At 58.7% G+C, this 12557-nt stretch carries 12 protein-coding genes; 5 read left to right on the forward strand and 7 right to left on the reverse strand.

Going from position 1 to position 12557, the window contains the following annotated elements; translation table 11 throughout:
* Positions 1-14 precede the first annotated feature (14 nt).
* Positions 15-1508, reverse strand: coding sequence for a sigma-54 interaction domain-containing protein (locus tag DLM46_RS13770; protein ID WP_115101315.1), 1494 nt, complete (start codon positions 1506-1508; stop codon positions 15-17).
* 310 nt (positions 1509-1818) lie between these two features.
* Here DLM46_RS13770 and DLM46_RS13775 point away from each other — a divergent pair, with 310 nt between their 5' ends.
* Positions 1819-3219 carry a GntP family permease gene (locus tag DLM46_RS13775; RefSeq protein ID WP_115101316.1) on the forward strand — a complete coding sequence of 467 codons (1401 nt, stop codon included), beginning with the start codon at positions 1819-1821 and terminating at the stop codon, positions 3217-3219.
* 241 nt (positions 3220-3460) lie between these two features.
* Here DLM46_RS13775 and DLM46_RS13780 read toward each other — a convergent pair whose 3' ends face one another.
* From DLM46_RS13780 to DLM46_RS13800, 4 genes are all read right to left on the reverse strand, one after another.
* Positions 3461-3733 (reverse strand): hypothetical protein, encoded by a 273-nt coding sequence (locus tag DLM46_RS13780; protein ID WP_012432609.1) that lies wholly within the window; start codon positions 3731-3733, stop codon positions 3461-3463.
* Positions 3734-3875: 142 nt separating this feature from the next.
* Positions 3876-4517, reverse strand: a complete 642-nt coding sequence (locus DLM46_RS13785; RefSeq protein WP_115101317.1) for a DUF429 domain-containing protein — start codon at positions 4515-4517, stop codon at positions 3876-3878.
* Between the two features lie 506 nt (positions 4518-5023).
* Positions 5024-5290, reverse strand: a complete 267-nt coding sequence (locus tag DLM46_RS13795) for a DUF1488 family protein (protein WP_115101318.1) — start codon at positions 5288-5290, stop codon at positions 5024-5026.
* Positions 5291-5523: 233 nt separating this feature from the next.
* Positions 5524-5763 (reverse strand): DUF2442 domain-containing protein, encoded by a 240-nt coding sequence (locus DLM46_RS13800; protein WP_115101319.1) that lies wholly within the window; start codon positions 5761-5763, stop codon positions 5524-5526.
* A gap of 1636 nt (positions 5764-7399) precedes the next feature.
* Between DLM46_RS13800 and DLM46_RS13810 the strand changes: the two genes are divergently transcribed.
* On the forward strand, positions 7400-8098 hold the full coding sequence (locus DLM46_RS13810; protein ID WP_115101321.1) for an SDR family NAD(P)-dependent oxidoreductase: 699 nt from the start codon (positions 7400-7402) through the stop codon (positions 8096-8098).
* Between the two features lie 97 nt (positions 8099-8195).
* Here DLM46_RS13810 and DLM46_RS13815 read toward each other — a convergent pair whose 3' ends face one another.
* Positions 8196-8624 carry a VOC family protein gene (locus DLM46_RS13815; RefSeq protein ID WP_115101322.1) on the reverse strand — a complete coding sequence of 143 codons (429 nt, stop codon included), beginning with the start codon at positions 8622-8624 and terminating at the stop codon, positions 8196-8198.
* A gap of 598 nt (positions 8625-9222) precedes the next feature.
* Here DLM46_RS13815 and DLM46_RS40270 point away from each other — a divergent pair.
* Positions 9223-9489, forward strand: coding sequence for a hypothetical protein (locus DLM46_RS40270; protein WP_115101525.1), 267 nt, complete (start codon positions 9223-9225; stop codon positions 9487-9489).
* Positions 9490-9952: 463 nt separating this feature from the next.
* Positions 9953-10162: a hypothetical protein gene (locus DLM46_RS13825; RefSeq protein WP_115101323.1), complete on the forward strand. Its 210-nt coding sequence runs from the start codon at positions 9953-9955 to the stop codon at positions 10160-10162.
* Between the two features lie 212 nt (positions 10163-10374).
* Here DLM46_RS13825 and DLM46_RS13830 read toward each other — a convergent pair whose 3' ends face one another.
* On the reverse strand, positions 10375-11028 hold the full coding sequence (locus tag DLM46_RS13830) for a hypothetical protein (protein ID WP_133300334.1): 654 nt from the start codon (positions 11026-11028) through the stop codon (positions 10375-10377).
* Positions 11029-12185: 1157 nt separating this feature from the next.
* Between DLM46_RS13830 and DLM46_RS13840 the strand changes: the two genes are divergently transcribed.
* Positions 12186-12470: a hypothetical protein gene (locus DLM46_RS13840; protein ID WP_115101526.1), complete on the forward strand. Its 285-nt coding sequence runs from the start codon at positions 12186-12188 to the stop codon at positions 12468-12470.
* Positions 12471-12557: the final 87 nt, after the last annotated feature.

Consider the following 12557-nt stretch of genomic DNA (forward strand, 5'->3'; position numbering starts at 1 on the left):
GTGCCACGCTCGAATTACGCTGCGTCAGTCGATGTCTTCACCTCGATGCCGTAGGCCGCGATCTTTTTGTAGAGCGTCGCGCGGCCCATGCCGATCTGCGCTGCCGTCTCGATCACGCGTCCGCCGTTGGCCTGCAACGCGTCGCTCAGGAAGCGTTTCTCGAACGCCGCCATCGCGTCGCTCCACAACGGCCGCTCGGGCGCGGCGGCGGTTTCAGCCGAGGCGCGTGCGTGCGCCGTCGGATCGGGCTCGTGCGGATGATGCAAACCCCCATGAGTCGGACCGATGAACGGCGCCAACGCCCGCGCATCGATGCGCTCGCTATCGGACAGCATCACGGCACGCTCCAGCGTATTGCGCAACTCCCGCACATTGCCGGGCCACCCGTACGAACATAGCAGCCGCAACGCGTCGTCCTGCAATTCGAAGTGACTGCCTCCGCGCGCTTGCGTCGACAGATCCTCGAGCATCGCGTAGGCCAACGCCTCGATATCGGACAGACGCTCGCGAAGCGCCGGCGCCTGGATCGTCAGCACGTTCAGGCGATAGAACAGGTCCGCGCGAAAGCGGCCGGCCGCAACCAGCGCAGGCAAATCGGCCGAGGTCGCCGCAATGATCCGCACGTCCGCGCGCACGATCCGGTTCGAGCCGAGCGGCTCGAACTCCTTGTCCTGCAGCACGCGCAGCAGCTTGCCTTGCAAGGGCAGCGGCATGTCGCCGATTTCGTCGAGAAACAGCGTGCCGCCGTTCGCAAGCTCGAACTTGCCGACGCGGCCCTTGCGGTCTGCGCCGGTGTACGCGCCGGCCGCCGCGCCGAAGAATTCGACTTCGAGCAACGGGTCCGGAATGGCCGCGACGTTGACAGTGACGAGCGGCTGATTCGCCCGCGCCGACCCGGCGTGGATCGCGTGCGCCAGCAGTTCCTTGCCGGTGCCGGTTTCGCCGAGCAGCAGCACCGGCGAATCGACCTGCGCCGCCCGGCGCGCCTGGCGCTTCACTTCGAGACTGGCCGCACAGGTGCCGACGAAACTGCCGAACGTGTATTTCGCCCGCCGCGCCTGCGCCAGCGACTGGCGCGTCGCGATCAGTTCCTCCTGTACCCGCGAGTAGTGGGAAAAGAGTGGGGTCAGCGCTTTCAGTTCATCGAACAATGCGAAGCCGACTGCGCCGACCGTTTCGCCCGCATCGTCTTTCAGCGGCAGTCGCGTGACGACGAGCGGTTCGCGGTCCGTTTCGAGAATGTCGAGCAAAATCGGTTTGCCGGTTTTCACCACCTCGCGCATCAGGCTGTTGGGAATCACCGCTTCGCAGTCGCGGCCGATGGCCTGCTGCGGATCCGAAAAGCCGAAACGCGCCGCATAGCGCTTGTTGATCCACACGACGCGCGCGTCGGCATCGACGATAAAAGTGCCTTCGCTGAAATTTTCGAAAGTACGGAAAAGCGAATCCATCGCTCGGCGCAGCACGTCGCCGTAAGTGGCGGGAAGGCCCGCCCAGTCGTTCATCATGGTGTCGCTGTCTCCCGCTATCGTCTTTTTTATGTTTGTCTCGTTTGGTAGACAAGTTTATCTCAACGGAGAGATCGCCAGCAATCCCGTCACATAAGGGATTTACCTGGCGCAGCCTATGTTCAGCTGATTTCACGTCCCGATTTCGAGACGTTTGGGTACAATCAGCCGCACCACGTTTCGAGCGGCGGACTGCCAGATCCATCGGCGGGCCGCCGCGGCGCGTGTGGCACGGAACCTGCATCTGCGGCGCCGGGCCGCCGCGCCGTCGGGACGGCGTACACGTAGAACAACCAAGCATGGAGACGCAATGTCCTTTGTCATCGTCCTCGCCGCACTGGCGTTTCTGATGTTTGCCGCGTATCGCGGCTACAGTGTCATTCTGTTCGCACCGATCGCCGCTCTCGGCGCGGTGCTGCTGACCGAACCGGCCGCCGTCGCGCCGGTGTTCTCCGGCATCTTCATGGAGAAGATGGTCGGCTTTGTGAAGCTCTACTTCCCGGTATTTCTGTTGGGCGCCGTGTTCGGCAAGGTGATCGAACTGTCCGGTTTCTCGGAATCGATCGTGGCCGCCGCGATTCGCTATATCGGCCGTTCGCGCGCCAATGCGGTGATCGTCGCGGTGTGCGCGCTGCTTACCTACGGTGGGGTGTCGCTGTTCGTGGTGGTGTTCGCGGTGTATCCGTTCGCCGCCGAACTGTATCGCCAGAGCAATATTCCGAAGCGCCTGATGCCGGGCGCGATCGCGCTAGGCGCGTTCTCGTTCACGATGGATTCGCTGCCGGGCACGCCGCAGATCCAGAACATCATCCCGACCACGTTCTTCAAGACGACCTCATGGGCCGCGCCGGCGCTCGGCGTGATCGGCTCGCTGTTCATCATCGCGGTTGGGCTGACGTATCTGGAATGGCGCCGCCGCACGGCAATGGCGACCGGCGAGGGCTACGGCACGGAACTCGTCAACGAACCGGAGCGCGTCGAATCCGAGCAACTGCCCCATCCGCTGCTGGCGGTCGCGCCGCTGGTTCTGGTCGGCGTGGCGAACTTCCTGCTGACACGCTGGATTCCCAATTGGTACGGCGCGTCGTACACCGTCGCACCGGACATCCTGCCGGGCGTCCATGCGCCGGTCACGGCGACGATCAAAAGCGTGGTGGCGATCTGGGCCGTCGAAGGGTCGCTGCTGCTCGGCATCATCCTCGTCGTGCTGACGGCATTCGGCCGCGTGAGCGATCGCTTCGCGATCGGCACCAAGGCCGCGGTGGCGGGCGCGCTGCTGGCTTCGTTGAACACTGCGTCGGAATATGGTTTCGGCGGTGTGATCGCGGCACTGCCGGGCTTTCTGGTGGTCAGCGACGCGTTGAAGAGCATCCCGAATCCGCTCGTCAACGCTGCCGTCTCGGTGAGCTCGCTGGCGGGCATCACGGGTTCGGCATCGGGCGGCATGAGCATCGCGCTCGCGGCGATGTCCGACGTGTTCATCAAGGGCGCGGAAGCCGCGCATATCCCGATGGAAGTGCTGCATCGGGTCGTCTCGATGGCGAGCGGCGGCATGGATACGCTGCCGCACAACGGCGCGGTGATTACGCTGCTGGCGGTGACGGGGTTGACGCACCGTCAGTCGTATCGCGACATTTTCGCGGTGACGGTCATCAAGACACTCGCGGTGTTCTTTGTGATCACGGTTTATTACGCGACGGGGCTGGTTTAACTTCGCGCAGCACGTCATGGTTTGAGAGTGCGACCATAGATTTCAAAAAATCGGTTTTTATGGTCGCCAATTCGCAGTAGCTCTACTCAGAGTCGGAAATCGCCTTGATTGCGCCGCGGCACAATAAAATTCAAGGCGAGGAATCTCTGCGACGGGGCGTCGCAAGGTAGACCATTCGAGGTAAGCGCATCATTAGTGCCCACGCCATCAAAAACGAACAACGAATCGATGTCTTTCGCGGTTAGTCCCCAAACGGGTTGCCGGTGTCTTTCACTTCGGTATTGAGGTTGTATTCCGCACGCACGGCCTTGAGCACGCCCTCGATGTCGCGCTCGAAGCCGACCGCGTTGCCGAAGTGAGTCATGTTCCAGTTGCAACCTGTCTTGTCAGGCTCTTGCAACTGCGGCCGCGGCACACGAATCTTCACGCCATCCTCGACGATTTCCTGCAGTCGATGGATTCGCCGGTTGACCTCCTGCTGTAGCTGCGAAGCATTGAGCGTCTTGCGTATCATCCAGGTCTCCTTACCGCGATTAAATTGCGGTCGTTTGTTAGCGAACTCCAAATTTGTGCCCTTCGTACTCAAGCGACACTCGGCGGCTATTCCGCATCAGGCGTGCCAGTTCAATCGCGAGAAAGGTCTGACTTGACTTCTTCTACTTTGACCGCACGAAGCGAGGGACCACAATGTATCCCCCTGGCTCATCGCCATACACATCGACTCTTCCCTCAAGAAGATAATTTGCCGTCAACGCGCACAGCGCCGCATCAACGTCGTCGATAGACCTTAGTGACGTTATTTCAATTTTCTCACGTTGGAGGATTTCCCGGCGCTGAGTTCCCTTGTTCTTCGCAGATGCGAATTCCTTCCCAAAGAAAGCACAGGTTATTGCGTGGGGAAACGTCTCAAAGCACAGCCGGCCCCCAATTTCTCCACCATTTTTGAAAACAGGAAAGTGTGGGCTGAATGCGTCATATACCCGCTCGCCGTTGAACATCCATCCGTAGAATCCACTTTTACTCGCCATGGCCAGTTCACGAGTCGGGGTGGCAAACGAAAAGATTCGTTGCCGTGCAAGCGCTTTCTCAGCTTGCCTTCCGGCCTCGCCAATCCGCCACCGACAGGGGGCATCAATACCTACCGCGGCCACCTCAAATTGGAGGCACTGTTCGAGCATGTACTCCGGCGCCTCCTGGCTGAGTTTGCACACAATCTGGGTGCCGCGCAGGATAACCAGATGATTTCCTTTCTGGTCACCTCCAATATCGATTCCAGCTACCGCTCGTCCGGAGCTCATAGTGCAATTGCCCTTTTACCGCAGGGGAGGAACGCAGAATAGACCGGTGCGCTGTCGTCGTTGAACAGCATGATCACCGTCAGGCGATTTTCTCCGCGCCGTACCCATCGTGGGGTCCTTCCGATTTGGTGAAATCCAAGCGTGAAGGCACTCGCGCCCTTTCGAGATTGCGCAAGCGTTGCGTCAATGCTGACCGGCGTTAAGCAGCATCCAAATCTGCCGCGTCGGCGGCCCAGCGAGAATTCGCCCAAACACCCCGCGTCACCGAACGCAGCTGTAGTGCTCTTCTGCTCGCGCGTCTTTCACCGCGCCGGCAGCGTTAAGCGTGAGGTCCTGGTGCGGAAGCTCTGCCGCCGAATTACCGTACAGGTCTGCGCATCGCGCGCAAGGTTGAATCCAAAGGTCCATTCGTCGGTTGCCGATAATTGGCAGACAATTTCGGTTGCGCGAGGAGCGATGCCGCTCGATCTACCCACCTTAACCACGCCGACACTTGTCCGGACGCGCTATTTCCTCGGGTCGAAGTCGTCGACGGTCAGCACGATACGCTCGCCTGGTCGAGCGCGGGCCTTACGTTCCGCCAAAGCCACGATGCGCCTGCGACCTTCGGAGAAGGCCTTGAGAACGCGCGCATCGGTTGCTCCGGGTTGCACCCAGAAATGCTGCTCGAGTGTCTCGCGCGTGACGATGCACGCGACGTCGCGACCACAGAGTGATAACGCAAAAACGACACCGTCTGTTGAAACACTGGGTTCAAGTTCAAGGGCTTCCACGATAGGTGCTCGAAAGAATGTTTCCACATGTCGCCTTATAGTACGGGCGAGATGGCAGAAATTTCAACAAAACCTGAACGGCGCTCGTCGCGCTTGCCCAATATCGAGCGTTGCGGTAGCGAGGTGGGATGCAGACATCGCCCTGCCGGAAAACACAAACCGGCAAGTCGAGAACGGAGAAATCGCGGCGCCGTGTTTGACGGATAACGTCGGATACTCTGCAGGTAAGGCCGCTAGTGTTGCGTGCTGTCTCGCGAGGACTGAAACAAAGCGGTGATGTTCATCTCTTCGTCCAGTTCCGGCCAGTACAACTGCTGGCGGTCCAAAGAGATTGCAAAATGCCCGCGCTCCGCTGTTGTAGCTGCCCGCAGGACAGGGAACCGGTCCAGTGGAAACTGGACAGCCCGACCATCAGCCAGGTCGAGAAACAGGTGCCTGCTGTCGAAATGCACACTTACCACCCCGCAGTCCATGGCCGTCTCCTGAATGAGAGCAACTTAAAGATAGGCCCCCGCAGGGCGCCATACAAGAAAGAATGCTGGGAAGCAGGACTGCGTCCGGGTCGAGAGTGAGGTGATGCGTCTCTTGATTTTCAACGCGATGTCTCCGGTCAGCGGTTTGCCAGGTCTGAGCGTCGAAGTTACGGCAAGGAACTTGCCTTTCGGATAGCCGCGGGCGACGTGCGATAGCAATTGCCGACCGTTTGCCGCCTGACGCGTTCGGGCGAGCTTGTAACGGTCGGCTACCCCGGAATCTCTCACCCCCTGTCTTTATTGCCCGCCATACTGCTGGTTTATCTTGTCGAGTTCACCCGACTGGCGCGCGCGCAGATATTCCTGACTGACCTGGGCCCGGGTTTTGCCCATTGACATGCCTGACTCGCTGGTCGTGGCAGGGGCACCTCCAACAGACTCTGTCGAGGACACAGCGGGACTGGTGGCCGGCGTTGCAGGCGACATATCCTGAGCCTGAACGTACCCGAATGCGAGGGCGGCGACACTAACTGCTGCGAATCTGAGTGGTTTCATATCTATGTACTCCATGTAATGTGGTTCGTTCTCTCGAACCAGGCAAGAGCGGCCGTTCCAGATAATGTCGACGCGACCTCGCGGACGACCCATACGTGCGGGTCCAATTAGTTACCTTGGTAAATATCGCAGGATAGTCCAACCGTATACGGCGTCCCGTTTAGGCGAGCGAATCCAAAGCCAGTTTCTGGCACGCGCTGTGCAAGATACCGAACTTATAAAATGGCTATGTGGGCAATAACGCGAGGCTGGTACCGGGCGGAGCAGAACGGTGCGCAATAAGTGCGCTGGTGACTGGACGTCGTGAATCCGCTAGCCAATGAAGACCATGCTGCAGTTCTGTTATAGGCCGCTGAGGCAGTGATTAACAGGACAATCGCGAAGCGGCAAATCCAGAGCGGCGCACGGCCTCATAAAAGAACACCACAATTTTCATTGCGCGAAAGCCGCGCATTGCCCGCGCCCATGACAGCTGTTGAGCCATCTCATGAAGCGTCTTCTCCGCGATCACAAGATAGTGAGGTTACCCCGCCGATGTATTGAATTCGGCGGATGGGACCACACGAACAAAACCCTGACACCAATCAAGCTTGCCGAACCGCTAACAAGACCTCATACCCGTACTTTGTCATGGATGATGGACAGCCTGGCGGCAGCGGCTGAAGCCGGCACACTAGACGTAGACCGATACCTCCAGCAACTGTTTGCAGGCAACGATGATGTACGCGCCTTCCGAATCATCTTGCGAGATGCGGGTCAGGACAGGTGGTTGCAGGACCGCCATTTCAATGCCCTCAAAAAACTTGGCTGCTCAGAAATGGAGCGGTCACTTACGCTGGAACCACTACTTTCTTCGACCCTGCGGAGTGAGTATGTCGAGTTCGCAGTAGCCCGATTCGCCGGCCGAACCAAGAATGCAGGCGAGCCCTCGTGGCCGCCTCAAACACTCCGATAACAGAAATCAGCCAACACCAACGCGGTTTGCGACGACCGCCTACAATCATCGAGGTGTAGAGCGTGAATGGGGACACACGGCACAGCATAGGCCGCCGCGCCGGTCCCCGCTGAATCCGGAGGAAGCATGAGTCGAACTGAGACTGCCCTGATTGTGGGTGCGGGAAAGGGATTGAGTGCCTCCCTTGCGCGGCTGTTTGCAGCAGAGGGTATGCAGGTTGCGCTCGCTGCCCGCGACACCAGCAAGCTCGCGGACCTCGTCGACGAGACGGGCGCTCTGGCGTTAAGTTGCAACGCCAGTCAAGCGGACGAGGTCGACGCACTCTTTGAAAAGGTAGAGCAAGCGTTCGGCGCTCCCGACCTCGTTGTCTACAACGCGAGTGGCCGCTATCGCGCTGCGGTCGAAGACATCGACGCAGAGAAACTTGAGGATGCGCTTAAAGTGACCGCCGTCGGTGGCTTTCTCGTAGCCCAGGCCGCAGCCGTTCGAATGCTGGCGCGCGGCAACGGCACCATCCTCCTGACCGGCGCTACAGCGAGTGTGAAGGGGCTACCTGGTTCGACGCCATTTGCGATGGGCAAATTCGCGTTGCGAGGGATGGCCCAATGTATGGCGCGAGAACTCGCCCCAAGGAATATTCACGTTGCCCACTTTGTCATCGACGGTGGTATCGCCAGTAGTTGGGCGCAACCGGACGATGGGAGCACTGACGATAAATGGTTGGACCCTGACGCGATAGCACAGGAGTATCTCCATATTCATCGTCAGCAGCGCAGCGCCTGGACATGGGAGGTCGAACTTCGCCCTTGGGTTGAAAAATTTTGATGAGCATGTCGACCGAACAATAAGGTGATGAGACTTATGGGTTGGTGCCATCGTCGCCGTCAAGAGGTACTCCACTCAACCGGGCAGACGGTTGACGTTAATTTGCTGCTCGCATCGAAGGCGTGAAGGTGATACCGACCAGGAATCCTTCCGGTGAGATGAAACGACTGACCGTCTGGCCCCAAGGTTCTTTCCTGCTCTTGACGAGCATCCGATATCCTTGCAATTCAAGTTCCGCCGTTGCCTGCTCGACACTATCAACATCGAACTCAAGCCAGGCTTGTGGAACAGGAATGTCGTCGGGCCAGGAGTCTTTGCCAAAACACGACTGGGCCGCCTGCGAGAGTGGCCACAGGGCAAAACTTCTGGCGCCGTCCAGCGCCTCCGTATGAAGGTAACCGCCGCTTTCCTCTTTGAAGGGAATGCCGAGGTTCTCCCTGTAAAGCTTGTGGCTTGCCTCAGCATCACGGACGATTGGACCAAAGCCCGCGATGAACAGAATTCTGATGTTGCCGATTCGTTCCATGACCTTTCCCCTTCCAACAATGCACACCGTTCCGGACAAACGTTAACTCATCTTTCCTCTGTCCGCACGCGGGTCACGTAACGATTGAACTCAACACGACCTCGCTCATCACCGCCGCTGACGAGGGGCTATCGGTGACGAACCAATTGTTTGTTGGAATCGAGAACTGAAAAAACGGCGATTGCACTCTAAACGCAGTCAGTGCATTCACTGGTACGTTCTCGTCGTCAACGGAGGCCTCCAGCGTTGGAGTTCAACGAACATTCAATGCAGCGTCTGGACGCAGTGCAGCGGTGACCGGCTCTGCCACATTTGCGCTGCAGCGAACGGTTATCGATGTTTCGCACGCCTGGCGACACAGGCGAATTGCAGGTGTTGGCTTTGCGACGGCAACCATGATTCATGGTGTTAGCCGGGACCCAACACTGCGCCATTCCTGCCACGCTCCGCCTACCGGGTCCCGCCGGTGCAACGCAATGAAGCCCTTGTGCCACAAGCGAGACGAGCGAGCGGTGATTGAATGGGCATACTCATTGCTCAATAGCCTCAGCCCGCTTCTTGCGCAGCGCTCTGACTGCATATTTCAATGGAGGCAAACGTGCTGGCGACGAAACCATGTACTGCAACCTGCGTTATTGACGGCATCGCCGTCACGCTCACATTCTTCCCTGACACGGGTGTCTTGCGAATTACCGACACCACTGGTGTACGCCTAAGGGAGACAAGGTGGGCCGCCTCATGGCATAGCCTTGTCGTGACATTCCGCGAACTCAGCGAAACACCAGTAGATGACCCTGAGTCCCTCTTCCGTTGTCAGGACCGCGGCTCCGGGCGCATCGAAGAATCGATGGCCGCGTTTTGCTGAATGTGGGACAGTACGCAGCACCGAGCCGCGCCTCTCCCTCGCCATCCTTGTACTTCGATGTAGGCGACGCATTCTTCGGGTGTCGAGATGGCGAACCGGATGGCGTTGCCCATGTGGCGAGCAGAGTGACGGAAAGCGCCAGAGCGCCGGTGCGCAAGGCCCATGCAATTAAAGTTGCGACCAAATCGGCATTCTCCAGCGACCTGCAAAGTCCTACGAGCTTGTCGACAGCAGACCGCACACATCGCTCACCAGCGGTAACTCTTTACCCTGCGATTCTCACGGAAAGCGGACTAGGCGACTTGGGTGTGTCCCGTGCAGAGCCAGTGAACGTCGGGATTGAAGACGGCGGCGACCTTCGGGTGCCTAACGGGTCCCTCCGGCGACACAGGACGGCCACAGGGAAAGCGGTGAGCCAGGTCCGTGCGCATGAGCCGTATCGGCTGAAGATAGGAATTCCAACATGAAACTTGACGACGCCACTTTCCGGCAACTGCGCCGTCTCGCTCCGGTCGTCGACGACTTGCTCAGCACAGGAGAGGTAGAACATGCGGACCAGGCCGTAAATCTTGCGGCACTGGCGCAACTCTGCTCGCACCTGTTTGACGCGTATCAGCGTCACTACCCAGATGAGACGGCGCAGGCGCGCCTCGACGCTATCGGGTCGCAGTAGCGCAAGCCGTCCTGGTCGTAAGGTCCGTTCGTTAATCGACACCGGAATCAGCAGACGCGCTACTTTTGCCCCTGAGCACCAGGCAGCCTGCGCGGCACGATAAACGAAAGTCAAGTACCTCTTTTTTGCCAGCCAGCCCGACCACCCTTCAACCTGAGCTGGGGCAGTGCAAGGATTCAGACTGGCGCAAGGATTCACGACGCGCTCACCAATCACTCGTGCGCGCTGCGAATAGACATGCTGCCAACCACAGACCGGGACGAATCATTGCTGCAGCTTATGCGAAAGCAGGCGGAGTCTCCGGCCGGTCCCAATTTGAATCCAGCCGCCGGTACCGGTATCACATCGGCCGCAATGGTGAACGTCACGGTATCGACCCCGAAGAAGGCGCCTCTACCGTCGTGAATCTGGACCGTGGCAATCGGGTTGCCCGAGGAGGTGACGGACACCAACGTATTAACGGCATTGGCGGGCGCAATCGCCTGCCCAACCAGGGCACCCGAAGCGTCATAGGCGTAGATGCCGACATTGACTCCGACGCCCTCCGAGAGGTAGGCCGACACAGATTGAACGTTGCCAGTGATGGCGGGGTTCAAGGTGAACGTCATCAGGCCAAGTGGCGAGTAGACGATGTTCGGCGGGGTGTTGGCAGGCCAAGGGTTAGCTGCGGCAGCTAAAGCTGCGGCAGCAAAAGCGGTCGCGCCGGAAACCAGCACCCCAAGATTCTCGTACTGGTTTGTAACAGCGGTTCCCGTTTGAAACTCATCGAAAGTCAGCGTGATTGTCGTAGCCAGCGCGCTCGACGCTGCACCCAGCCCCATCAAAAGCGACAGCGCACCCAGTAGGGAAAAAAGAGCTCTGCGCACGGCAGTACTCCTGCGTGGAAAATGGTTTCGGCGGGGTAACAACCGGCTTAGCACGGCGTGCCGTGTCACCCGCCTCTCCCGATGGACCAAAGGACAAGCAAACGCACAGGCGTGCTGCCTCTGCGCTTCGGGAGCCGTAGAGACAAGCGCAAGCGTACGCCGGAGATGGCGCGCTGCAGGGCGCTACTGACGGGGTATCGAGAGTGTGTGCTGGAAGCAAGTGTCCATAATCGCCGCTTAGTCTTAGTTCACTACACCGCCCCCGGACACAGCAAGGCCCACGACGAAGTGAGCAGTAATCCTATTTATCCGTCAATAAACGATAGCCAGGCATTTGAAGGATTTCAATCTGCTACTGGGAAACCACTATGCTTAAATTGGCAACGAAAATGTGGCTGAAATTTCATACGATTTAAGGAAGCCGTGGCGTCCCGTTTACTTCGTTTGAGCCATGGTAGGTCGGAGTGTGCGTTGCGTTTCATTAGAATATTAAGGCTCATAACGCGCCCGTGCTTATCTCTCGGTGGACCGCAATGCCGAACGTTATTCGCCGATATCTGCTCGCGTCGAGCTTGTTACTGGTCTTCAGTGTACCGCTTTCGCTGGCGAGCAGCCGTTTAACCAGGCCCGGTTCGACAGACTGAACGCCGACAGGAAGCCAAGCATAGCCTCCCCAACGGGCTCCGATACCGCAGAACATTCGGGCTTCCGTTGCGCCATCGCAATATCGCTTCGTTTTCGCCAGCATGTCCCATCCAATAGCCTGTGTCTTCCGTATATGCGTTCAGGGAAGTGCAATCGCGTGCTGCGTTTTCATGAAACCCGCGAGGAAACGCACGACGATTTTTGCGACTACTGCGTTGCCGTTGGCAGTATCCAATGCCTTCGTCGCCGTTGAGACCGTGACGGTAGGTGGTCGCGATGTAAGCGAATGCGACTTCAGCAAGACCAGGAGCACACACCCAGTGCCGACGCTGTCATTTTCCACACTCAACCACGACAAAACCACATGAGTGGGTGCGGATACCACGCAGGTCCGGCATCCGCCGGCCCAGCCAGCTGGATGCGCTCTGCCGCAGCGCGACCAGGCTGTCATCAGCGGCTTATATAAGCTCGCAGCGACCCCAATTCCTGCCGAGCTCGCAAGGAGAAATGTCATGCGCAAGCCGACGCTAAAACTCATGCTTGGTTGTACCGCTGCTATTTCAGTCGTTGTGTGTAGTACGACGTTCGCACAAGGTGGAGGAAATGGACAGGGCGGAATCGGTGCGGGCAATGCCCACGGGGCCGCAACGGCAGGGATGACCTACCACGGGGACCCCGTTACGAGTCCGCTGGATACGATGCAGGGAAAAGCAACGAAAAAAATGGCCCCGCACGAAACCAATGTGCACTCGATGCCACCCGATGACGCCATGAGTCCGGCGAAAACCGGGCAGTGAGGGCGCTCGCGCTTCGCGTCAGGGGTTACTCGACCTGATGAAGCGCGAGTAGCGAATCACACTTATGTCACGCACCTTATGTTCGAT

Origin of the sequence: Paraburkholderia lacunae (assembly GCF_003353175.1) — a bacterium.
Lineage (GTDB): Bacteria > Pseudomonadota > Gammaproteobacteria > Burkholderiales > Burkholderiaceae > Paraburkholderia > Paraburkholderia lacunae.